A 21,177-nucleotide genomic window follows, 5' to 3' on the forward strand; every position below is an offset into this window, starting at 1 on the left:
ACGGAACCACACCAGCAGGCGGCAAAAACGTGGCGGAGACGGTAGTTCAGTCGCTGTCCCCGGGCTGTGAACTGGTCGCTGGCTCCGACTCTTGGCCGTCCGCCGAGACCGTGACCGTGGAGGGTTTCGGACTGACGCCTTTGCGCCGGGCATCGAGTTCGGAGAAGGCGTACACGAGCGCGACCAGCAGGACGACCCCGAGCGGGAGAAAGAGCAGCGGCGAGATGCCGAGGAAGCCATACAGCGCGTAGCAGACGATCACGACGAGCATGACGGTCCCGGCGTAGTACAGCTGCGTTCGAATGTGGTCGATGAGGTCGGCCCCGGTGAACGTCGACGAGAGCACGGAGGTGTCGGAGATCGGTGACGTGTGGTCGCCGAAGATCGCCCCCGAGAACACCGCGCCGACCATCACGGGCATGAGGTCGAACGTCCCGGTGAGGTCGTACGCGACGGTGATCGCGATCGGCGTCACGATCCCCATCGTCGCCCACGACGACCCCATCGTGAAGGCGACGAACGCGGAGACCAGCAGGACGACGATCGGGAGGATCGCGGGCGAGACGACGCCCTCTGCGGCACCGGCGACGTACGTCCCCGTGCCGAGTTCGTCGGCGACGGCGCTGATCGACCAGGCCAGCACCAGCACGGTCACCGCGGTCAGCATCAGGTTGAAGCCGTCGAGGACGGTTTCGATTCCGGTGCCGAGATCGAAGAGGTCGTAGACGAGTCCGATGGTGATCGCCGTCGCCACCATCGCGAACGACCCCCAGATGAGTGCGGCCGCGAAGTCGCCGGCACCCACGACGTCGACGAGCACTGGCACGACGCCGTCCTGACTCATCGCTACCTCGAGCGATGTCGTCGCATCCGCCTCGGTCTGATCTGCGAGCCAGGACTGGTGGCCGGTCCAGAACGCCCCTGCGAGCGTCACGGCGATCAGCACGACGATCGGCGCGAAAAACGTCCGCAGCATCGGACGGTCCTCGATCGGTGCGCCCAGGTCCTTCTCGACTTCCTGTAACGGCTGGGCCTCGTCGCGGTTGACCTTTCCGGTCTGCCACGAGCGGTGCTCGGCGTCGAGCATCTCACCGTAATCGCGGCGCGAGAGGATGATGAGCCCCACCATGACGATCGCGAGCAGCGAGTAGGTGTTGAACGGAATCGAGCTGACGAACGTCTCGAACACGCCCGGCGTGTCGGCCGCCGCCACGTCGCGGTTCTCGACGAGACTCGAGTAGCCGTCGTCGATCATCGACAGCTGGAACGCGACCCAACTCGAGAGGCCGATCGTCGCGACGGGGGCGGCCGTCGAGTCGACGATGTAGGAGAGCTTTTCGCGGGAGATCCGCATCTGATCGGAGATTTCGCGCATCGTGGAGCCGACGATGGCTGTGTTGGCGTAGTCGTCGAAAAACAACAGCATGCCGAGCACCCACGTCGCCAGCCCGGCGTTGCGCTGGGTCTCGAGTCGCGCCGTCGCCCAGTTGCGGACGGCGGTCGCCCCGCCGAGTCGCCAGATCAGGGCGACGCCGGAGCCGAGCAACAGCGTGAAGATGAGGATCTGTGCGTGAAACACGTCCGCGATCGATTCGGCGATCCAGGTAAACGCCTGTCCGAGTCCGATACTCCCGGTCGCGATGACGCCGCCCGACCAGATCCCGATGAACAACGAGAGCATCGGCCGGCGCGTCACGATCGCGAGTACGATCGCGAGCAGCGGTGGAACGAGAGACAGTGCCCCAAATTCCGACATACCGTACATATCGTCGAGCAGTGGGATAATCCTGCCCATTCGATACCTGAGAGTTTTCACACAGTTCGGCGATGAAAACCCTGTCGACGGCCTCGAGACGGTTATCGGCGCAAAATGAGTTTGAGCACGTCTTCGTCCTCGAGGACGTGCTCCGTCCCCACCTGCTGTTCGTCGTGGGTCGCGCTGGGGCCAGTTACGCGGGCGAAGCGGAAGCGCTCTTCCATCTCGCCGCCGAGTTTCTCGATGGCTTCGCCGACCGTCGACCCCTCCTCGACGACGAGGGGTTCCTCCCAGTCGATGCCGCGGCCGGGTTTATTCATGTAGACGCGAATGAGGCCCAGATTGTCCCAGATGCGGTCTTTGAGCGCGTCCAGTCCCTTCTCTTTCTCGGCGCTGATGAACGTCACTTCCTCCGGATCCAAGTCGCGCTCGCGCAACTGCTCGTCGACGGTCTCCTTGTAGGAGGGTTCGATCAGGTCGACCTTGTTCACGCAGGTGATCGACGGGATGTACTCGCGGTTTTCCATCAGGCCGTCGACCAGCCGATCGATGCTGACGTTCTCCTGGAGATTGACGTCCGCGTTGACGTAGCCGTGTTCGCGGAGGACGTCCGAGATCGTCTTTTCATCGAGGTCCTGCTCAGTGCTCGAGGTGATCTTGATGCCGTCTTTGATCTTCGGTCGCACCGTCACCCGCGGCGGCTTCTGGTCGACGCGGATGTTGATGTCGTACAGCTCTTCTTGTAAGCGGTCGTATTGGTCGATCTCGAACACCGAGAGGACGAAGACGATCAGGTCGGCGTTGCGAACGACCGCCAGCACTTGCTGGCCGTCACCACGCCCTGATGCCGCGCCCTCGATCAGCCCTGGGACGTCGAGCATCTGGATGTTTGCCCCGCGGTGGTGGAGCATCCCCGGGTTGACGTCCAGCGTTGTGAACTCGTAGGAGCCCGTCTCGCTTTCGGCGTTGGTCAGCGAGTTCAACAGCGAGGACTTGCCGACGCTGGGAAAGCCAACCAGCGCGACGGTCGCGTCACCGTGTTTCTCGACGGAGTAGCCCGTGCCGCCGCCGGAGGAACTCTGATTCTGGAGCTTCTCCTTTTTTTCCGCGAGCTTCGACTTCAGCCGGCCGATATGGGCCTCTGTCGACTTGTTGTAGGGCGTGTTGGCGATTTCGTCTTCGATCTTCTCGATCTCCTCCTCGAGCCCCATTTGCCTGTATCCAACCGCCCGTGCCGAAAAACACTTTCCATGCAACACGGCGAACGGATCGAACTGGTTCGAGGGCGTGTAGTCGGTTCGGACGCCACGGACCGTCTGAAGCCGATACGCCGTTTGTGACTGGATGAACGGCTCGATCGTCAGGGGGCTCGACCGCGCCGTGGCATCGAGATGGAGCAACAGGGTGCCGAAACCGGGTGGATTACCGCAGGGACGGAAACCCGAGCCTCAAGTGACTGTACATCGTCTACTGTGACACTCATGCGAAACTACCGAATTGCGAACATCTGGGGGATCCCGATCCAGCTCAACATCTCGCTACTGATTTTCCTTCCGGTCCTCGTCTGGTTGATCGCGGCGACTGGCCAGATCGAGGTATACGCGTCGATCATCGACGGGCTCTCGTCAGCACCCCTCGACGCTGAGGGACTACAGGAGGGACTGAACCCGTGGCTGATCGGAACCGCAGCCGCAGTCGGGCTGTTCTTCAGCGTTGCCGTACACGAACTCGGCCACGCCTACGCCGCCCGACGGTACGGGATCGGCATTCGATCGATCACGCTCTGGATTTTCGGCGGCCTCGCCTCGCTTGAGTCGATGCCCCGGGAGTGGGATCGCGAGTTCTGGATCGCGATCGCGGGACCGGTCACGAGCGTCCTGCTCGCGGGCGTCTTTTTCGGCGCGCTCCAGGTTGTTCCGGCTTCGCTCCCGCTCGTGGTGTTCGTCGTCGGCTGGCTAGCCGTAATCAACGTTACTTTGGCGATCTTCAACATGCTTCCCGCCTTCCCAATGGACGGCGGCCGGATCCTCAGGGCGTTGCTCGCTCGCTCGCGGAGCTACGCCAGTGCGACGCGAACCGCTGCGCGGGTCGGCACGATATTTGCGCTGTTGTTCGCGATCATCGGCGTCCTCTCGTGGAACCCGGTGTTGATTCTCATCGCGTTCTTCGTGTACGGCACGGCGACGACCGAGTCACGAACGACGATGCTCGACGAACTTCTCACCGGCGTGACCGCGCGCGACGTCATGGACACGACGGTCCGGTCCGTTTCCGCGGATACGAGTGTCGCCGACTTTACCGATCGGCTGCTTCGGGACCGACAGACCGAGTTCGTAGTTGTCGATAGCACAGACGACGTCGTGGGCTTCGTGACCCTCTCGGCGTTGAAACGGATCGACCGTGACATCTACGAGACGACGTCGGTTCGCGAGGTCATGGAAACCGATGTTCCCGCCGTCGAGCCGTCGACGCCCGCGTTCGATGTCCTCGTCGCAATGCGTAATGGGCCGCTTGTTCTGGTCGTCGAGGGCGACGAACAGATCGGGACCGTCTCTCGACGCGACCTCGGACGGGTGATGGACCTCCGAAAGCAGCTCGGAGCAGGTCAGCCGTTCGAACGCGTCGCGATGTGAGCAACGGCAGCGACCAGCGAGAATCACGCTCCATACTCCTGCTGTCGATGGTGACGAACCAGCCGTACCGCCTCGAAGGCGGAACTGGCCCAAGGTAATCGACACCGGGTCGGTGGAGGGCACGTCGCAGTTCAGAACGTCAGTAAGGGTGGGCCTGCGGTTATCCCGCTCGTCTCCGTCTCGCCGTTCGATTTTCGACGACCGAGCGCCGCGGCTACCGTTCGGGATGTGTCGGCGCATCGAGCCCACCGCGAATCAGCGGCTTCGAAATGTGTCTACGGGCACACGGAGGCACCTCGTACCAGCCGACCTCGAGCTCGCGCTCGAGAGTTCGCGTCGCCTTTCCGTCTGCACTGGTCCCACAGTCCCGGCAGCGATACCCCTGATTCCGACCGGCGCTTTTCATCCGGCGCTCGCAGTCGGGACAGGTCGGCGTCACGCGCTCGGTCGTCACGAGGTCTCGAACCGCGAACTTCTCGAGTTTGAGCGTGCCGCGAGACACCTCGCCACAGACGGTGAGTCGGTCGCCGACCCGTAGCGCCCGCACGCGGTCGCGAAACCGTTTTGTCGGCTCGAAGGCGGCACACTCGAGGCGTGCTGGGTCGCTCTCACCCTCGCTCTCGAGGCCCTCGAGTTCGACGAAGACGTGGCCGCCGCGCCGGGTTTCGGGCTCGCTCGCGACCCGTCCGTCGACGCGGTAGGCGTGGCCATCCATGACCGACTCGAGGGTCTCGTCCTGCAGATGGACGTCCGTCCCTTGATTGGTCACGAACAGCTGACTCGAGGCGACGGGTTCGCTTGCGATCCGCTCGGCAACGTCGCGAACGGCGTCAGGATCGTCGCCACGAATCCCGTGAAGGATCGGGCCGGGCGTGTGCGGAACGCAGACAGTGTCGTCCTCGCCGCGGTCGACCGTATCCCACACCTCGGGGCGTCCCCAGTCGGCTGCGGCGAAGACGCTCTCGTGATCGATTTCCCGGGGCGTTCCCCAGCGCTCGGACTCGCGGTAGGAGATGTACTCGTACGTCCAGTCTGCGAGCGCGCGCCAGCTACCGATGGCGGCCAGCGCGCCGATCCGTCCGCGGCCGTCGTCGGCGTGCCACGACCGGTAGCCGTGGCGCTCGACGAGCGAGGTAGCGTCGGCGATCGTGAGGTGCTCGCGGATCGCTCGCCACGCGAACTCGGCCACGTCGTCGGGCGTTTCGTCGGGTCCGCTTTCCGTCACTACGAGCCCCGGATTCGTCCGCTCGTCGGCCGTTTCGGCGAGTGTCTCGAGGCGCTTGCGGGCGATTTCGAACGCCCGGTCGGGGTCGCAGTCGGTGTGGATCGCGAGCGCGGCGTTACCCCGCGTCTTGTACTCGACGGCGGGGTTGAGCCGAACGAGCAGCAGTCGATCGACCGCCGACCCATCGCGGCACAGTCGCTCGGCGATCGTGGCGGCGACGTAGGTCGTACACATCCCGCGCTCGCGGGAATCCGTATCGTCGATCCCGACGACAGTCATCGGCGGTGGTTGGGCCGGCGGCGAGTAACCCCTTTCGGGACGGCCGTCGGGCCTCTCGAGTAGCGTCTCCGCTGCGAACGACCTCGTATATAAGTATTCTGGCGATACGGTATCGAACCACGACACAGCAAGCGGTTCGCCGGGGAAAACGTCTTATACGAGGAATCACTTACACCCCCGTATGTCCCGCTCCGCACTGGTCGGCAACGTAACCGCGATGTTAGAGGACGCGGGATTCGTGGTCAGCGACCGGTGTGCGATCCGACCGAAGAGTTTCGACATCGCAGCCCGGCGTGGCGAGGACCTGATTCTGGTCAAGATCCTCGGCAACATCGACGCGTTCAACGAGGCAACCGGCCACGAGATGCGTCGACTCGGCACCTACCTCGAGGCGACGCCGCTGGTGATCGGTCTGCGAAGTCGCGACGAGGATCTCAAACCCGATGTCGTTTACTTCCGACACGGTGTCCCCGTCCTCAGTCCCGACACGGCGTACAACCTGTTCATCGAGAGCGTCCCGCCACTGATCTATGCCGCACCCGGCGGCCTCTACGTCAACATCGACGGCGACTTGCTCGCCGACGAACGCCAGGACCGCGATTGGAGTCTTGGCCAACTCGCGAGCGAACTCGGCGTTTCCAGACGCACCGTCTCGAAGTACGAAGACGGGATGAACGCCTCCGTCGAGGTCGCGATGGAACTCGAGGATCTCTTCGATGCGCCGTTGACGAGTCCTGTCGACGTCCTGGAAGGTGCTGACGAGGTCCACGAAACCGAGGCGACGCCGGACGACCCCGAAGCCGATCCGGACGACGAGCAGGTCGTCGCCGTGCTCACGCGGGCCGGCTACAGCGTCCACCCGACGCTTCGCTCGCCGTTTAAAGCCGTCAGCCAGGACGAAGCCGACGACGAAGGTATCGTGTTGACCGGCCACTCGAAGTTCACGAAGGCCGCCGAAAAGCGCGCCCGGATCATGAGTTCGATCGGGCAGGTCACCCACACCCGGTCGGTGTACGTCGTCGACCGCGCAAAACAGGAGTCGGTCGACGGCACCGCGCTGGTCGAACGCGAGGAACTCGAGGATCTCCACGACGCCGCGGAGTTGCGGAAGGTCATCCGCGAGCGCGCGGAGTACGAGGAAGCCGCGTAACGCTCGAACGAGGTGTCTGCGGCGTTACGCCCCGTTCTCACCGTACGTCTCTTCTAGGTAGGCGACGATGTCGCTACTCTCGGGCATGCCCTCGATACCCTGCTTTTCGTCGGTGATGACGGGGACGCCAGTTTGTCCGCTGACGGCTTCGACTTCGGTCCGCTCGCTATGTGCGCGTGGTACCTCGATCGTGTCGTACTCGAGGTCGAGTTCGTCGAGTTTCGAGCGCACCATCCCACAGAACGGACAGCCGGGGAGATCGTACAGCGTGATGTCGGCCATAATCGACGAGAGATCAGGCCTCGAGTCGTAAGAACGCAGTGGTTGCGGCGAGGCGTAGCCACAACGGGCGGCGTGATGTGGCCGGATTAACCGAGCATGCCGCTGGTGTAGACGTAGAAGTAGCCGACGAGTACGACCGCCATCACCCACTGACCGAGGCGAACGTCGTCGAACTCACCCGTGGCGGCCTTGATCACGGGATAGCTCATGATCCCGGCTGCGAGGCCGTTCGCGATCGAGTAGGTAAGCGGCATGATCGTGATCGTCAGTCCGGCAGAAACCGCCCATGCCGGATCGTTCCAGTCGACGTCGAGAACGCCCTCGAGCATGATGATACCGACGACGACCAGCGCGATGAACGACGCATAAGCCGGAATCATCGCGATCAGCGGGATCAGCGCGAGCGTAATGAAAAAGAGCACGCCGACGACGAGCGCGGTCAATCCCGTTCGGCCACCCTCCTCGACGCCGGTCGAGGACTCGACGTACGTCGTGACGGTCGACGTCCCGACCATCGCGCCGACGGTCGTGCCGACGGCGTCAGCCATCAACGGCTTGTCGATGTCGGGGAGGTTGCCGTCCTCGTCGAGAAAGCCGCCGAACTGGGAGACGCCGATGAGCGTGCCGGCGGTGTCGAAAAAGTCGACGAAGAAGAACGTGAACACGACCAGCGTGAACGTCAGCGGATCGACGTCGCGGAGACCGTCGGCGAACGCGAACAGCAACGGCGAGATGTCGTACTGCGGCGACGTGACGACCGCAAACGAGAGGCCGCCGTCCTCGCCGACGAGCGCCGCCGGCAGCACCGACGACCCGGCGATTCCCGACAGGTACGTGAGCCACCCGATGACCGTGGTGCTGACGATCCCGATGATGATCGAGCCGGTGATCCCGCGCGCCCAGAGCACGAACGTCAGGAGCAAGCCGAACAAGCCGAGCAGCGCCGCCGGGTCGGTCGCAAGGTTCCCCAGCGTGACCGCCGTATCCGGATCGGGAACGACGATGGACATCTCGAGGAGGCCGATAAACAGCAGGAAGATCCCGATCCCGGCCCCCACCGAGAACTTCACTGGCTCGGGGAACAGGCGAATCACGTACTCGCGAGCGCCGACGGCGGTGATCGCGATGAAGATGATCCCTTCGACGAACACCGCTGCGAGCGCCGTCTCCCACGGAATCCCCAGCCCGATAACGACCGTGTACGCGAAAAAGACGTTCAACCCCATCCCCGGTGCGAGTCCGAACGGACGGTTCGCGTAAAACGCCATCACGAGAATCGCGACGACCGAGGCGATGATCGTCCCGATGGCGACCATCTGGACGACCTCGAGATAGCTGTATCCCGGAATTTCGATCGCGTCAGCCAGAATGAACGGATTGACGAGAATAATGTACGACATCGCGAGGAACGTCGTGATCCCCGCAACGACTTCGGTGCTTGTGTCGGAGCCGTGTTCAGCAACCCCGAAATACTCCTCGAGCGTATCGGACATCCCCATATTGGACGCTCGAGCATAGCAAGACCGATTAGTTAAAAGTTCCCGTCCGAGTCCGCCAGATAGCTGTTCATGTTCGTGTATTGTACCTTCCATGGTGGCATCTATCAACGTGAACTGCGAATCGCTCGAGCCGAGCTCGCTAAACTGTCAGGACCCGCTGATTTTAGCAGCTTCAGCGTCATGCTCCCGTATGGCTTTCAAAAACGGGAACCCGTCCGCCACCGAGTCAGTCGAGCGACTGCCAACCGGTCACGGTCGAACTCTCCCGAACCGTCCGGGTGATCGTGCGTGATCGAGCACCGAGACCAGTTGGCGACGACCGACGCGCGCGACGCTGCCCTCGCCTGCGTCGAGGCGGGGATCGAGGCGGGTCATCCTCGAGCTGTCGTCCGCGATGCGGTCGCACTCGAGGGGGAGACCCTTCGCGTGGCCGACGCGAGCTACGACCTCGACGCGTACGACGAACTCGTCGTCCTCGGGGGTGGCAACGCCGCTGCCCACGTCACTGCGGCGCTCGAGGCCGTTCTCGGCGACCGGATCGCCCGTGGTGTCGTCGTCACGGACGACCCGACCGACCTCGACACCGTCGCCGTCCGCGAAGGCGACCATCCCGTCCCGAGCGAGCGCGGCGTCGAGGGGACGCGCCGACTGCTCGCGGCCGCCGACGCGGCGGACGAGCGAACGCTCGTGCTGGCGGCGATCACCGGCGGCGGGAGTGCGCTCATGGCCGCACCCGCGGGCGACGTCTCCCTCGACGACCTGCAGACAACCACCGACGCGTTACTCGAGAGCGGGGCCGACATCCACGAGATCAACGCCGTCCGCAAGCACTGTTCGGCGCTGAAAGGTGGCCAGCTCGCTCGCCGGCTCGCTCCGGCGACGGTCGTCTCCGTCGTACTCAGTGATGTCGTCGGCAACGACCTGAGCGTGATCGCGAGCGGCCCCGTCGCGCCCGACGAATCGACGTTCGACGACGCGCTCGCAGTCGTCGACCGCTACGATATCGACGTTCCTGCTGCGGTCGCCGATCGCCTCGAGCGCGGCGCGGCCGGCGCGATTTCGGAAACGCCAGGTCCCGACGACCCCGTCTTCGATCGGGTTTCGAACCATATCGTCGCCGACGGCATGACCGTCCTTGAGGCCGCCGCCGACGTCGCCGCCGAGCAGGGCTACGAGCCGCTCATCCTCTCCTCGCGGGTTCGCGGTGAGGCCCGCGAGGCGGCGACGACCCACGTCGCTATCGGTGAAGAAGCACTGGCGACGGGGATGCCGATCTCACCGCCAGCCGTGCTCCTGTCGGGTGGCGAGACGACGGTGACGGTCGCCGGCGACGGCACGGGCGGACCGAACCAGGAGTTCGCGACGAGCGCAGCGCTTTCGCTCGAGGCCGGACTCACCGTCGCCGCTGTCGACACCGACGGAATCGACGGCTCGAGCGATGCTGCAGGCGGGATCGTCGACGACGGAACCGTCGACGAAGCTGCGCGGGTTCGAGCAGCGCTCGCGGACAACGACGTCTACCCGTTCCTCACCGAGCGGAACGGACTCGTCAAGACTGGGCCGACCGGCACGAATCTGAACGATCTGCGGGTGATCGTCGTCGAGTAACACGGTCACCCGAGACGGTCTACTGGAAGTCACTTCCGGAGCGACCGCTCGCTCGAGTCGCCGGACCCGTCACTCAGCGGTCGGCACTGTCGGGTATCTCCTGTCACCACCCTAGTCTCGTCGCGTTCTCGATCCGGTCTGCCCACAGTCTATTTTACCTCGGAGGGTGTATCACTGTCCCATGAGAATTGTCATCGTGGGGTATGGCCGAGTCGGCTCCCGGACGGCACGCATCGTCGCCGAAGAGGGCCACGAGACCGTCGTCGTCGACAACGATCTCGACCGCGTCGAACGGGCCCGGTCGGACGGGCTCGACGCGATCCATGGCGACGGCGCTGACGAATCGGTGCTCGTCGACGCGGGGATCGAAACTGCCGACGCAATCGGCGCGTTCACACCCGATCTCAACGTCAACTTCGCAGCCTGTATGGTCGGCACCCATCACGGCTGTCGAACGGTCTTGCGAATCGACGAAGACTACCGCGAGGACATCTACGAAAAATACGCCGAGGACGTCGACGAGATCATCTATCCCGAACGACTCGGCGCTGCGGGTGCCAAGACGGCGATGCTCGGTGGCGACTTCAACGTCGTCGCCGATCTCGCCGAGAACCTGCAACTGACCGTCCTCGAGATCACCGAGGGCTCGCCTGCCGTCGGCAAACGGATGAGCGAACTCGACCTTCCCGAGAGTGCACGCATCTACGCCCACGGCCGTGAACGCGAGCCACTGACGATTCCGCTACCGGGGACGGAACTCGAGGTCGGCGACGAAGTCGCGGTGATCACCGAAGCCTCGCGGGCGGATGAAGTCCGGCGACGGCTGTTGCCCGCGACGGCCTGAGACGGACCACCGTCAGTCAGTTCTACAGCACCGAGCCAACTGAGCTCTAAATAGCATCGACGGACATCGTGCGATCGAGTCTGCACTGCCTGTGGCTACTGTAGCGGTGCTTGCACGGCGACCCGACGCTGGTCGGAGGCAGTTTCAGGGGACTCAAAAGTGGGAGTGGAACCGAAAGTGGGAGTGGGAATGGGAGATTTGCTGGCGCGCGAGTGGGTGGATAGAGTGGGATGGGGAGGTCTCCGCCAGTGCGCGCCAATTATTCCGACACCATAGAATCTAATAAAACCGCGTCAGACAGTCGAATGACGGAGGTCAGACCGTCAGTTTCGCTCGTCCTCGAGTCGGAAGACGAGGACGTTTTGGTGAACCATCGATGGGACGAACGAGAAGGGATAGCCGTAGACGTGGAGGTCTTTCGTGGGGTCGTACCAGATCAGGTTCGCCGCGAGCGTCACCGGGGCGGTCGACTCGATCGCGCGTGCGAGATCAGCCGAGAGGAACTCGTAGGACTGGTCGCGGTACATGTCGCCGATGAAGACGACCAGATGGCCATCCGGTGTGACCGCGTCGGTAAACCGGTCGAACTTCTCGGCCATGTCGGCCAGCCACTCGGCTTTGGTCTGTGTCGCACCGTCGGGAGCCGTCTCCTCAGTACCGTCACTGTCGGCGTCGTCGACGTCGAATGCCCCGAGTTTACTCTCGCGTGTCTCCCGTTCGTTTCGCGTCTGCTCGAGTTCGTCCATGTGCCAGTAGGGAACGTCCGTCAGCAACAGGTCGACGCTGTCGTCGCCGATCGACTCGATCAAATCTGCACAGTCGCCGTGGCGCAGCTCCTGTTCGGCAAGCGGCGCCTCGCCGCGCGCTCGTCGCTCCTCGTTTTCGTGCTCGAGGACGGTCTCGTAGATCTCGATCCAGCGCTCGTTGCGTTCGAACCCGATCGCGTCCCGGAGCCCAGTCCCCTCGTGTTCGCAGAAACTCGCGCCGAGTAAGGTGCCGCCGACGCCGGCGAACGGGTCGAGGACGGTATCGCCGGCCTTGCTGAACCGGCCGATCAGTTCGGCACAGAGTCGCGGCGGCTTCTGGCCGCCGTGTTCGCTGCGCAGATCGTGCTGGACGGCTGGGGGATACCCCTCCGCGAGGACGGATTTCGTCGCGTACTTCCACTCCTTGCCCGTGAGATCGTTCACCCGGTTTCGCTCGTCGTAGATCCCCCGCCCCTCGATGTAGCGCTGGTGGTCGGCGAGCGAATCGGTGTCGACCAGTTCGCCATCCTCAACCGGAAGGGACTCGTCGCGGGCGCGTTCGGCGTCGAACGCGCCGTCTTCGTCCGTCACCAAGCGACTCTGTCGATGCCGGTCCCCGTCGTCTGCCATATCTCGAGTGACTACCGCGGGGGCTTAAATTCGTGGCTCTCGAGTGTGTCACTCTCGGCCGAAAACAGACCGCTGATCGGTTAGCCGGTATAGGAGCTTTCGCCGACGACCTTGACGAAGTCGCCGCGGCCGGTCGCGTTCGTTTCGTCGAACTCGGTAATCCGGACGCGAACGCGTTTCTCGACGGTTTGCGGCCCAGCACCTTCGATGATCAGGTGCGTGTCGCCGATGTAGGCGTGGCCGTCACCGTCGCTGTTCGATTCCGCGACGAAGACGTCGATTTCCTCACCCACGTCGAACGATGGGGTCGTCGTGCGCAGTTTCCAGCCTTTGAAGTACTTCGTAAAGAGGCTCATACTCGTGCCACCTCCTCGGTTTCGCGGTCGGTAATATATTCACGGCCGAAGCCGGTGATCGCGGCGACGACGAAGACGGCGACCAACAGCCATCCCTGGAAGACGAACGGAACGACGTCGATCGGCGTCACGAGCATGTCGGTGGAGAACCAGTCGTACTGGGCAGGCAACTCCTGCATCGCCGAATAGCCGGCGAGGACACCGCCGGACCACGGGAAGATGTAGCCAAGCGCGGCAGTCTGGCCGTCCAAGATGTTCGCCCGCCGGTAGCCGTTCAGGTTGAACCGTTCGCCGATCTTCGAGATGTACGGCCCGATCGCGACCTCTGCGGCCGTGTTGATCGTAATGACGGCGTTGATCAGCGCCGAGGAACCGACCATCGTGAGTTCGGCGTTGCGAACGTTCGTCGCGAGGTTGTCGATCGACCAGTCCAGAATCGCCTGAAACGCACCACCGCGGATCATGATCTGCGCCGCAGCGATGATCAGCAAGACGAGAATCGCGAGTTCGAAGAAGCCGGACGCGCCAGTGATGAGGCTGCCGCCGACGGAGACCGCGTTGGGGTCCTCGACGATCGTTAGAATCGGCAGGAACTCGAGCGGTTCGGCGAGCGGTGCGTCCGGGGGTGCGTTGAACATGACGATGTCGCCGAGCGAGATCAGGCCGAGTGCGAGACTCGAGACGGCCGCGACGACGATACCCCACGAGATCGCCTCGACGATGTGTCGTCCGGCGACTGCGGTGCCGATCACGACGCCCATCGAGACGAGGTGCACGAGGCCGATCGGTTCGCTCTCGGCGACGAGCAGTTCTCGCGCATCGCCGCCGATCTCGAGGCCGGGCATGAATTGACCGGCGACGAGGTAGCCAGCGAACGCGATGATCGCGGCGATGACTACGTACTTGAATCGGGAGGCGACGACGCCCCCGATGTCCGAATCCTGCGTGACGGCGCTGACGATCGTGGTGTCGCTGACGGGCGCGAGGTTGTCACCGAAGATCGACCCCGAGAGGATCGCGCCGAACAACAAGACGGGGTTGGCCCCGAGCAGGATACCGGCGGGGAAAAACAGGGTAACGAACGCGATCGCGGAGCCGTATCCCGTCCCGATCCCGGTCGTAAACAGGGCCGCGAGGACGAACGTTATCGCCGGGAACAGCGTCGCGCCGATGCCGCCGACGTCGGCCAGCCAGACCAGTCCGTCGACGAAGCCGCCATCTTGGAGCAGTTGGGCGAACATGCCGGCCCAGATCCAGGCGACGATGGCCGTTACCGCGACGGGTTGGGTCATCCCTTCGAAGATCGTATTCGCGTACGTTTTCCAGTCTCCACGGACGAAGAACATCCCGAGGATCAGTCCGAGCAAAATACCGACGACCAGTCCGCCTTCGTCGGAAATCCGCCAGAACGCGGTCTGAGCGATCGCCCAGACGATGAAAAACGCGATCGGGAACGCACTCATCCCGCGACCGCCGTAAAACGTTATTCGTGGCGCTTCATCACTGGTGCCCTGTACGAATGCGTCGGTCGGGTCACCATCGGTTGAATCATCACTAGTACTACTCATCTGAAGACACTATACGTATAATCAAACCCTCATTGATAAGTCTTCGCAACACCCCGACTGCGGAACGATAGCCGACCGCTAGAGCGGACCTCGATGGCCGTTTTGACGGGTAGATTTGGTAACGCTTCCAACAGGTCCGGCTGCCACACCGACCCGACGCTTTTTGTCGCGTCCGGGGGACAAAGCATCTAGATGGTTCTCGCCGAGAACGTCGCGTTGCTTAGTGTCGGTATACTCGCCCTCTGGCTCGGTGCCCGATGGCTCGTCGACGCAGCCTCGAGACTCGCCGCTGCGGCCGGTATCTCGCCGCTGATCATCGGTCTCACCGTCGTCGCCTTCGGCACCTCCGCGCCCGAAATCGCCGTTTCTGCGACGGCGGCTCTCGAAGGACAGGGCGACGTCTCAGTCGGCAACGTCGTCGGCTCGAACGTGTTCAATATCGGGCTTATTCTCGGGCTCGTCGCCGTGTTAGCGCCGTTTCGCGTCACGGAGACGTTGCTCCGACGCGATGCAGTCGCGATGGGCGGGGCAACCGTCATCGCCGCGCTCACCCTCGCCAATCGCGTCGTGTCGCGACTCGAGGGTGCCGTCCTCGTCTCCCTGTTGGTAGGGTATATTGCCGCGCTCGGCATCGCAGCTCGGCGGTCGCCAGCGACCGACTCCTCGAGCGACGGCACCATTCCCGAACCGGATACGGTAGCCGTCGATACGCACGTCGATTTCCGTCGCGAGATCGGTCGCCTCCTCGTCGGACTCGTTCTCGTCGTCGTGGGTGGCCGGGTGCTGGTCGATTCGGCGACGGCGATCGCGCTCTCGCTCGGCGTCTCGGCGTGGCTCGTCGGGGTGACGGTCGTCGCCGCGGGAACCTCGCTGCCGGAACTCGTCACCTCGGTCGTCGCCACACGGCAGGGCGACGTCACGATCGCGGCAGGGAACGTCATCGGCTCGAACGTGTTCAACCTCCTCGGCGTGCTTGGACTCGCCGCACTCGTTCGCCCGACAGCGGTCGATCCGGCCGTCTTCCCCAGTCTGGTGTGGTTGCTCGCGCTGACTGCCATCGCCACGGTGCTCATCGCGACCGGACGCCGCGTGACCCGACTCGAGGGCGTCGTCCTCGTCGTGGTCGGGGCCGGATACTGGCTCGCGAGTGCTGTCGTATGAGCGTGTGACGTCGCATTGTCGCTGCCACCACCGTGTTACAGAAAGCAGGCCTACAGGGTGTGCAGACCGAAATCGGCCGCGAACAACGTGGCGCTGGACCGCTGTTGATCGTCACTGCTGACTTCGACGGAAAATCTCATCGACTCCTCACTTCGCTGTCTCTGCCTCCGAGAGGGGGTGGATACGAAACAGGTAATCTTCGTCGGTGCTGTCGAGGTTCACAGGGCTCTCCTCGGCAGTATGCTCGTGACACAAGACGGCCCGTGCTTCAACGGCGCCGTGGCCGGTTTCTTCCTGATACCGTTCGACGACGACAAACGCCGCCGGTTCGGTGCAGCCTCGGCGATGACACTCTCGAGACGACTCGAGCGATTCGTCCGTCTCGTCTACGGTATCCCCTTCGTCGAATGGTGGCTCGGCTTCGTCGGCGCGATCACGTGCCTCTGTGAGTTCCCGCTCCCGCTGGCGGTCATCTGCGTCACGAGCTTGCTTGTCTCGGCCCTTTTTCGTATCTGCCATACAGTGGAACACGGGCGTGAATGGGATAAAACACGCTCCCACAGCGATCTCGATGTGGGTGCCCGAAACACGTATCCGTCAGCCCGTTCCGTTCGACAGTTGTCAATGTCAGCGACGTGCCAGAATCGCAACTGCTCGATGCGAGTCACTCCGATTCGCCGTTTTTCTCTACTTCGGTAACGATCACGTCCCAGTCCGGGTGTTCGGTACCGTTTCGACATTCCCATCCCCCTTCGACGTCGATCCCGTTGGAGTGGGCCCGACGAAGGAGTGCCTTCAGTTCGGCATTTAACTCCGCTTCGGACGAGAGTGCTGTCTCTTCGGTGGTCATTCGTTCGTGGCTCCTGTGTCCCGGATGGCTGTTCGTTCGTGGGCCGGTGGTGAGATTGCCACCACTCCGTTGCTGGACACGGTTATCGCGTATCCTTCGAACGCAAACGAGATGTCGACGGCTCCGTTCGGCGTCCCCTGACCCCGTCCGAGTTTATCGAGGGCATCGGTTTCGACCGTGTAGTTGAGTTGGTCCAGTTCGAGCGGATCGACGCCCAGAATGTTTATTATCGCTGCGACAACGGCGATGCTTGTAGACGTTGAGTCTTGATTGTACCGGGAACGATACGTTTCTGACTCTCGAGAGCACTCGAGCGATTCCAACTCGACACTGGCTATGCTGGCTGTCATGCTATTCTACATCGGTTTAGCGGCCAGACTCGGTTTAACAGGGCTACTGATTATACAGAGGGTATTAATACCCTACTGGCTGATGAGCGTCCCGGCAATGAGCCGTCGGTGCCCGCGTCTGAGTCGAGACGAAAGCGACTGTTGAGTAATTCCGAGTTCGTCAGCGATATCCTCGAGTGATACTTCACGTGGTGAATCAAAGTAGCCGCGTTCGTAGGCCAACACCAGCGCTTCTCGCTGGGTGTCAGTTAGCTCGTAGCTGTCGCCCTGAATTGGCAGCAACGCGTGGACGACAGTGATCTCGATGGGAATGTCATGGTTCTGGCAGTTGGTCCGAAACTCGCTGATCGCCTCGCGACTCTCACCGCGGACCTCGAAGTCCCATCCGTCTTTCGTCCCGACCCCCGAGAGAACGGCGATGTTGGCCTGGGCAAGCGCGCTCAGGATGCCGAAGTACCGTTCTTCCCACTCCGCACGCATGAGATACTCGTTTTCAACGCTGTCGATGAGGTTAATGCTGACCACGCCAGCATGGGCTTCGAACGCGGCTTCGATGTCCCCGGCCTCCGCGCCGCGGACCCAAAAATACGGGATTATGAGGGTCTCGTGCGGAATAAGTCGCTCGAGTTCGATCGTCACCCCCGGCAGGTTTTCGAAGACCGTTCCCAGTGGAAACTCGTCTGCCGGACTCGTAAACTCCATCACGGTAGCCATGTCGACCGATTCATCTCGAGGGCCGATAACCCACGTGGGTGGTGTATCAAGCCTCGATCTCGGTAGCCGGAACACAGTGACACCAGACCGCATAAAAGCGAGCAGTTGCCTGCTGGTTGTGCGTAAGCATGGTGTATCAGGCCACCCCATTTTGTACGGCCATGGCCAATCAAGCTGGCACGAGCAAGTAATGAGCGTAATTGCAGAATTTCGGATCTCATCTGCTGACTTCGAACTCGGACGGATTCTCCGTGTTGAGGGGATCACATCTATCGAACTCGAGAGTCTCGTCCCGATCGGTGAAGCCACCGTTCCACTCTTCTGGATCCATAACTCGACACGGGACTCGTTCGTCGAATCCGTCCAACGCCATCCGACTGTCAGCAACACATCGGCGGTTGACGAATTCGACGACCGAACACTCTTTACGCTCGATTGGGATGCGAATCAGGATCACGTTTTCAACGGCATTAGCGAGCATAACGGACAGTTGTTGAGTGCCATCGGAACACCCAAGAAGTGGGATTTCGAGCTGCGATTTCCCGACCACAACGCCCTAAGCGAGTTTACGACACACTGTGAAGATGCGCAGGTCTCGTTGGAGGTAACTCGCGTGTATAACCCAACGAAACCGGACGCCGGCCCGTGGTATGGCTTGAGCGATCCCCAACGTGAAGCGATTACGCTCGCCGTACAGAATGGGTACTACGATATTCCGAGAGGCTGTACGACCAAGGAGCTCGCGGACGAACTCGAGATTTCTGATCAGGCCGTGACGGAACGACTCCGCCGTGCAATCGTGGCGCTCACCACGCACACACTATTTCCGTCAGATTCGGGGACGTAACATACGTAGTTCCATTGTGAACCATGCCAAAAGGACACCAAGCTAGCGAGGTACTAGATGGGTATGGATCATACGTCGAGAGCAGACCGGTTGAACGCCGAAGATGTTGCGACGACCAATACAGTCGAGCGAGGGCGATCGACCTCTCCTGATGTGGCCCTCTCGATCGTCGCTCACGAACACCGCCGGGCCGTCCTTCGAATACTGAACCACACGGATTCGGAAGTGATGGCGGTTTCTACACTTATAGAACGGGTTGCCGAGCATGTACAAAACGGGGACCAGTCGGCCGACGAACATCGACAACGCGTTCGCACCGCACTCCATCATATCCATCTCCCAAAACTGGATGCGTGCGGAATGATCGTCCACGATACCGAAACGGATCAGGTCCGGAACGTCACCGGTGAACCGAGCCAGGAGCTGCTCACGGCGATCGAGTCGTACGTCGCACGTGAGTGAGTTCGTAGCGGTCGGCTTGGCTACCGGGTTCGGACCCGTCTCGACGACTCGTTCGGCGGTAACACGAGTGTTAGCGAGATCATTTGTGTCCGCCAACCCCTACGAGTAGTATGAACATGCTCGTCGACGGAGAATGGCGAACCGACGCATACGAGACGACCGGCGACGATGGCTCGTTCGAGCGTCAGGAGACGCCGTTTCGCGACTGGATCCGGGACGATCCCGACGCCGACTTCCAGCCCGAAGCCGGCCGGTACCACCTCTACGTCTCCTACGCCTGCCCGTGGGCCCACCGCACGCTCGTGGCGCGGGCGCTTCTGGGCCTCGAGGACATCATTTCGGTATCGGTTGTCGACCCCTACCGCGGCGACGACGGCTGGCAGTTTACCCCAGGGAAGGACGGCTGTACGCGCGACCACATCCGTGACGCCGACTACCTCCGCGAACTGTACGTTGAGGCGGACCCAAACGCGACCTGTCGCGTGACGGTGCCGGTGCTGTGGGACACCGAACAGGAGACGATCGTCAACAACGAATCCAAGGAGATCATGCGGATGTTCTCCACGGCGTTCGGTGACCTCACGACGCACGACGTGAATCTCTACCCGGAGAGGTATCGAGAAGAGATCGATCGAATCCTCGAGGCCATCTACGAACCGATCAACAACGGCGTCTACCGGGCCGGTTTCGCGACCGATCAAGCGCCGTACGACGCGGCGATCGACGACCTCTTCGAGGCGCTCGAGCACTGGGACGACGTGTTAGCCGACCAGCGCTATCTCGCTGGCGACCGGCTGACGGAGGCCGACGTCGCGATGTTCACGACACTCGTCAGATTCGACACCGTCTATCACACACACTTCATGTGTAACGTCCAGTACATCCGGGAGTACGAACACCTCTGGCCGTATCTTCGTGATCTGTATCAGACGCCAGGCATCGCCGAGACGGTGAACATGGCCCACATCAAAGAACACTATTACACGACCCATCCGAGCGTGAATCCACACCGGATCGTCGCTCGTGGTCCTGACCTTGCGTTCGACGCGCCACACGACCGCGACGACCTGCCGGGCGGGCCGCCGTCGGCACTGGCTCCATCCAGCGCCGACGATTGAAAAAGCGGAGCCGTTACGATCCGTTCGATGAGCGACCGCTGTGCCACGACTCGAAGCTATGTTCGGGTTCGTCCGCGGCGAACACCCGCCAGAGAACGTACGCCGGGATCGCCACTGGGAGCAACGGCAGCAGTACGAGTACCAGAATCCCCGCCATAATGTACCCGAACGCCGACATCTGGAAGTTCGGCCCGTAGCCCGTCGAGTCGGCTACTTTTGTAGACATGTGTCTCAGTACGAATCTAGCAGTAATCGACCTTACGGTTTTTCGACCGACAGTCCAGCGCCCGTCCGAGATTCGAGAGCCTGTCTCGAGTGTCGTCTACTCGCCGTCGAGGACGGCGGCCGAGTCGTCCTGTGGCCGGTAGTTCAATTCGAGCATCGTCTCCGACAGCGAGAGAAACCGTTCGGAGTTATCCGAGATACCGTGGGCAGTCGTAGGATTCGATTCGAGCGTCGTCGTCACGGCGGCGTCGATCACCCGCCGGCAATCCTCGGGACTGAGCCACATCGCGCGGGCGTATCGCTCGCCGGCGGCGTCGCGGTCGTTACACTCCGCTCTGAGTTCGTCGGGTGAGAGCAGCCAGCCGATTCGCAGATTGACCACGTCCAGTCCGTGCCGGGTCGCGTAATAGTCGCCCATTGCCTCGCCGAAGACCTTGGTGACGCCGTAGTAGGTGTCCGGGTCCATCGGGTCGTCAGGGTGGACGACCGTCGGTGTGCTGACCGTCGACTCCGGCCGGAGCGGCGAGACCGTATTGTTCATGTTCACCGCGTGGTTCGAACTCGCGAAAACGACGCGCTCGAGGTCGTTCTCGACGGCGGCCGCGTAGGCGTTGTAGACGCCCTCGATATTCGGCCCGGAAAGCGAATCCCACTCGGCGCGCGGGTTCGGGTTGGCCGCGAGATGGAGCAAGACGTCCTGTCCCTCGAGCGCGTCGACAAACGCCGCTCGATCCGCGATCTCGAGCGGTTTCGCGTCCAGGTTCTCAGGTTCGCTGTGAGAAAAAAGCGTCAGGGTCGCGTCCGACAGCGCCTCGATAGCCTCGCTGCCGACGCGGCCAGTCGCCCCGGTGATGGCGATATCGGTCATGGGCGG

At 62.5% G+C, this 21,177-nt stretch carries 22 protein-coding genes; 8 read left to right on the forward strand and 14 right to left on the reverse strand.

Features of this window, described 5'->3' with window-relative positions; all coding sequences use genetic code 11:
- Nucleotides 1-46: 46 nt before the first annotated feature.
- Complete coding sequence (locus GCU68_RS00645) at nucleotides 47-1,756, reverse strand: Na+/H+ antiporter NhaC family protein (protein ID WP_152938547.1); 1,710 nt, start codon at nucleotides 1,754-1,756, stop codon at nucleotides 47-49.
- A 101-nt stretch (nucleotides 1,757-1,857) separates the two neighbouring features.
- On the reverse strand, nucleotides 1,858-2,967 hold the full coding sequence (locus GCU68_RS00650) for an OBG GTPase family GTP-binding protein (RefSeq protein WP_152938548.1): 1,110 nt from the start codon (nucleotides 2,965-2,967) through the stop codon (nucleotides 1,858-1,860).
- A gap of 270 nt (nucleotides 2,968-3,237) precedes the next feature.
- Here GCU68_RS00650 and GCU68_RS00655 point away from each other — a divergent pair, with 270 nt between their 5' ends.
- A complete protein-coding gene (locus GCU68_RS00655; protein ID WP_152938549.1) occupies nucleotides 3,238-4,389 on the forward strand; it encodes a site-2 protease family protein in 1,152 nt (383 codons plus the stop codon).
- A 214-nt stretch (nucleotides 4,390-4,603) separates the two neighbouring features.
- Here GCU68_RS00655 and GCU68_RS00660 read toward each other — a convergent pair whose 3' ends face one another.
- Nucleotides 4,604-5,893: a tRNA(Ile)(2)-agmatinylcytidine synthase gene (locus GCU68_RS00660; protein WP_152938550.1), complete on the reverse strand. Its 1,290-nt coding sequence runs from the start codon at nucleotides 5,891-5,893 to the stop codon at nucleotides 4,604-4,606.
- 181 nt (nucleotides 5,894-6,074) lie between these two features.
- Between GCU68_RS00660 and GCU68_RS00665 the strand changes: the two genes are divergently transcribed.
- The gene (locus GCU68_RS00665; RefSeq protein ID WP_152938551.1) at nucleotides 6,075-7,043 is read left to right on the forward strand and encodes a transcriptional regulator; all 969 of its coding nucleotides are present in this window, start codon (nucleotides 6,075-6,077) and stop codon (nucleotides 7,041-7,043) included.
- 24 nt (nucleotides 7,044-7,067) lie between these two features.
- Here GCU68_RS00665 and GCU68_RS00670 read toward each other — a convergent pair whose 3' ends face one another.
- Together GCU68_RS00670 and GCU68_RS00675 are read right to left on the reverse strand one after the other, a co-directional pair.
- The gene (locus GCU68_RS00670; RefSeq protein WP_152938552.1) at nucleotides 7,068-7,325 is read right to left on the reverse strand and encodes a glutaredoxin family protein; all 258 of its coding nucleotides are present in this window, start codon (nucleotides 7,323-7,325) and stop codon (nucleotides 7,068-7,070) included.
- Between the two features lie 86 nt (nucleotides 7,326-7,411).
- A complete protein-coding gene (locus GCU68_RS00675) occupies nucleotides 7,412-8,824 on the reverse strand; it encodes an NCS2 family permease (protein ID WP_152938553.1) in 1,413 nt (470 codons plus the stop codon).
- Nucleotides 8,825-9,112: 288 nt separating this feature from the next.
- Between GCU68_RS00675 and GCU68_RS00680 the strand changes: the two genes are divergently transcribed.
- Nucleotides 9,113-10,432, forward strand: coding sequence for a glycerate kinase type-2 family protein (locus GCU68_RS00680; protein WP_152938554.1), 1,320 nt, complete (start codon nucleotides 9,113-9,115; stop codon nucleotides 10,430-10,432).
- Nucleotides 10,433-10,613: 181 nt separating this feature from the next.
- A complete protein-coding gene (locus tag GCU68_RS00685; RefSeq protein WP_152938555.1) occupies nucleotides 10,614-11,276 on the forward strand; it encodes a potassium channel family protein in 663 nt (220 codons plus the stop codon).
- Nucleotides 11,277-11,599: 323 nt separating this feature from the next.
- Here the strand turns inward: GCU68_RS00685 and GCU68_RS00690 are convergent, their stop codons facing one another.
- From GCU68_RS00690 to GCU68_RS00700, 3 genes are all read right to left on the reverse strand, one after another.
- Nucleotides 11,600-12,652 (reverse strand): DNA methyltransferase, encoded by a 1,053-nt coding sequence (locus tag GCU68_RS00690; RefSeq protein ID WP_152938556.1) that lies wholly within the window; start codon nucleotides 12,650-12,652, stop codon nucleotides 11,600-11,602.
- An 80-nt stretch (nucleotides 12,653-12,732) separates the two neighbouring features.
- Nucleotides 12,733-13,008 carry a DUF7513 family protein gene (locus tag GCU68_RS00695; RefSeq protein WP_152938557.1) on the reverse strand — a complete coding sequence of 92 codons (276 nt, stop codon included), beginning with the start codon at nucleotides 13,006-13,008 and terminating at the stop codon, nucleotides 12,733-12,735.
- The gene (locus GCU68_RS00700) at nucleotides 13,005-14,576 is read right to left on the reverse strand and encodes a Na+/H+ antiporter NhaC family protein (RefSeq protein WP_152938558.1); all 1,572 of its coding nucleotides are present in this window, start codon (nucleotides 14,574-14,576) and stop codon (nucleotides 13,005-13,007) included. The genes GCU68_RS00695 and GCU68_RS00700 overlap by 4 nt, the downstream gene beginning before the upstream one ends.
- A 192-nt stretch (nucleotides 14,577-14,768) precedes the next feature.
- Between GCU68_RS00700 and GCU68_RS00705 the strand changes: the two genes are divergently transcribed.
- Entirely contained in the window at nucleotides 14,769-15,737 is a 969-nt protein-coding gene (locus GCU68_RS00705; RefSeq protein ID WP_152938559.1) for a calcium/sodium antiporter, read from the forward strand.
- A gap of 147 nt (nucleotides 15,738-15,884) precedes the next feature.
- Here the strand turns inward: GCU68_RS00705 and GCU68_RS00710 are convergent, their stop codons facing one another.
- The 4 genes from GCU68_RS00710 to GCU68_RS00720 form a co-directional block, all read right to left on the reverse strand.
- Nucleotides 15,885-16,256, reverse strand: a complete 372-nt coding sequence (locus tag GCU68_RS00710; protein WP_152938560.1) for a hypothetical protein — start codon at nucleotides 16,254-16,256, stop codon at nucleotides 15,885-15,887.
- 145 nt (nucleotides 16,257-16,401) lie between these two features.
- Nucleotides 16,402-16,587, reverse strand: a complete 186-nt coding sequence (locus tag GCU68_RS00715; protein ID WP_152938561.1) for a hypothetical protein — start codon at nucleotides 16,585-16,587, stop codon at nucleotides 16,402-16,404.
- On the reverse strand, nucleotides 16,584-16,937 hold the full coding sequence (locus GCU68_RS21045) for a HalOD1 output domain-containing protein (RefSeq protein WP_227014895.1): 354 nt from the start codon (nucleotides 16,935-16,937) through the stop codon (nucleotides 16,584-16,586). The genes GCU68_RS00715 and GCU68_RS21045 overlap by 4 nt, the downstream gene beginning before the upstream one ends.
- Nucleotides 16,938-17,009: 72 nt before the next feature.
- Complete coding sequence (locus tag GCU68_RS00720; RefSeq protein ID WP_152938562.1) at nucleotides 17,010-17,651, reverse strand: helix-turn-helix domain-containing protein; 642 nt, start codon at nucleotides 17,649-17,651, stop codon at nucleotides 17,010-17,012.
- A 190-nt stretch (nucleotides 17,652-17,841) separates the two neighbouring features.
- Between GCU68_RS00720 and GCU68_RS00725 the strand changes: the two genes are divergently transcribed.
- From GCU68_RS00725 to GCU68_RS00735, 3 genes are all read left to right on the forward strand, one after another.
- The gene (locus tag GCU68_RS00725; RefSeq protein ID WP_152938563.1) at nucleotides 17,842-18,498 is read left to right on the forward strand and encodes a helix-turn-helix domain-containing protein; all 657 of its coding nucleotides are present in this window, start codon (nucleotides 17,842-17,844) and stop codon (nucleotides 18,496-18,498) included.
- A gap of 57 nt (nucleotides 18,499-18,555) precedes the next feature.
- Nucleotides 18,556-18,960 carry a DUF7344 domain-containing protein gene (locus GCU68_RS21550; protein ID WP_227014896.1) on the forward strand — a complete coding sequence of 135 codons (405 nt, stop codon included), beginning with the start codon at nucleotides 18,556-18,558 and terminating at the stop codon, nucleotides 18,958-18,960.
- Nucleotides 18,961-19,070: 110 nt separating this feature from the next.
- A complete protein-coding gene (locus GCU68_RS00735; protein ID WP_152938564.1) occupies nucleotides 19,071-20,078 on the forward strand; it encodes a glutathione S-transferase family protein in 1,008 nt (335 codons plus the stop codon).
- A gap of 13 nt (nucleotides 20,079-20,091) precedes the next feature.
- Here the strand turns inward: GCU68_RS00735 and GCU68_RS00740 are convergent, their stop codons facing one another.
- Both GCU68_RS00740 and GCU68_RS00745 read right to left on the reverse strand, forming a co-directional pair.
- Nucleotides 20,092-20,304, reverse strand: a complete 213-nt coding sequence (locus GCU68_RS00740) for a DUF7535 family protein (RefSeq protein ID WP_152938565.1) — start codon at nucleotides 20,302-20,304, stop codon at nucleotides 20,092-20,094.
- Between the two features lie 96 nt (nucleotides 20,305-20,400).
- Complete coding sequence (locus tag GCU68_RS00745; protein ID WP_152938566.1) at nucleotides 20,401-21,171, reverse strand: NAD-dependent epimerase/dehydratase family protein; 771 nt, start codon at nucleotides 21,169-21,171, stop codon at nucleotides 20,401-20,403.
- Between the last annotated feature and the right edge of the window lie 6 nt (nucleotides 21,172-21,177).

Source organism: Natronorubrum aibiense, from assembly GCF_009392895.1.
Lineage (GTDB): Archaea > Halobacteriota > Halobacteria > Halobacteriales > Natrialbaceae > Natronorubrum > Natronorubrum aibiense.

Bases quoted from the DNA above. Each gene is read 5' to 3' on its own strand.
- GCU68_RS00645 (WP_152938547.1), bottom strand. From the start codon at position 1,756: ATGTCGGAATTTGGGGCACTGTCTCTCGTTCCACCGCTGCTCGCGATC.
- GCU68_RS00650 (WP_152938548.1), bottom strand. From the start codon at position 2,967: ATGGGGCTCGAGGAGGAGATCGAGAAGATCGAAGACGAAATCGCCAAC.
- GCU68_RS00655 (WP_152938549.1), top strand. From the start codon at position 3,238: ATGCGAAACTACCGAATTGCGAACATCTGGGGGATCCCGATCCAGCTC.
- GCU68_RS00660 (WP_152938550.1), bottom strand. From the start codon at position 5,893: ATGACTGTCGTCGGGATCGACGATACGGATTCCCGCGAGCGCGGGATG.
- GCU68_RS00665 (WP_152938551.1), top strand. From the start codon at position 6,075: ATGTCCCGCTCCGCACTGGTCGGCAACGTAACCGCGATGTTAGAGGAC.
- GCU68_RS00670 (WP_152938552.1), bottom strand. From the start codon at position 7,325: ATGGCCGACATCACGCTGTACGATCTCCCCGGCTGTCCGTTCTGTGGG.
- GCU68_RS00675 (WP_152938553.1), bottom strand. From the start codon at position 8,824: ATGGGGATGTCCGATACGCTCGAGGAGTATTTCGGGGTTGCTGAACAC.
- GCU68_RS00685 (WP_152938555.1), top strand. From the start codon at position 10,614: ATGAGAATTGTCATCGTGGGGTATGGCCGAGTCGGCTCCCGGACGGCA.
- GCU68_RS00690 (WP_152938556.1), bottom strand. From the start codon at position 12,652: ATGGCAGACGACGGGGACCGGCATCGACAGAGTCGCTTGGTGACGGAC.
- GCU68_RS00695 (WP_152938557.1), bottom strand. From the start codon at position 13,008: ATGAGCCTCTTTACGAAGTACTTCAAAGGCTGGAAACTGCGCACGACG.
- GCU68_RS00700 (WP_152938558.1), bottom strand. From the start codon at position 14,576: ATGAGTAGTACTAGTGATGATTCAACCGATGGTGACCCGACCGACGCA.
- GCU68_RS00705 (WP_152938559.1), top strand. From the start codon at position 14,769: ATGGTTCTCGCCGAGAACGTCGCGTTGCTTAGTGTCGGTATACTCGCC.
- GCU68_RS00710 (WP_152938560.1), bottom strand. From the start codon at position 16,256: ATGGCAGATACGAAAAAGGGCCGAGACAAGCAAGCTCGTGACGCAGAT.
- GCU68_RS00715 (WP_152938561.1), bottom strand. From the start codon at position 16,587: ATGACCACCGAAGAGACAGCACTCTCGTCCGAAGCGGAGTTAAATGCC.
- GCU68_RS21045 (WP_227014895.1), bottom strand. From the start codon at position 16,937: ATGACAGCCAGCATAGCCAGTGTCGAGTTGGAATCGCTCGAGTGCTCT.
- GCU68_RS00720 (WP_152938562.1), bottom strand. From the start codon at position 17,651: ATGGCTACCGTGATGGAGTTTACGAGTCCGGCAGACGAGTTTCCACTG.
- GCU68_RS00725 (WP_152938563.1), top strand. From the start codon at position 17,842: ATGAGCGTAATTGCAGAATTTCGGATCTCATCTGCTGACTTCGAACTC.
- GCU68_RS21550 (WP_227014896.1), top strand. From the start codon at position 18,556: ATGGGTATGGATCATACGTCGAGAGCAGACCGGTTGAACGCCGAAGAT.
- GCU68_RS00735 (WP_152938564.1), top strand. From the start codon at position 19,071: ATGAACATGCTCGTCGACGGAGAATGGCGAACCGACGCATACGAGACG.
- GCU68_RS00740 (WP_152938565.1), bottom strand. From the start codon at position 20,304: ATGTCTACAAAAGTAGCCGACTCGACGGGCTACGGGCCGAACTTCCAG.
- GCU68_RS00745 (WP_152938566.1), bottom strand. From the start codon at position 21,171: ATGACCGATATCGCCATCACCGGGGCGACTGGCCGCGTCGGCAGCGAG.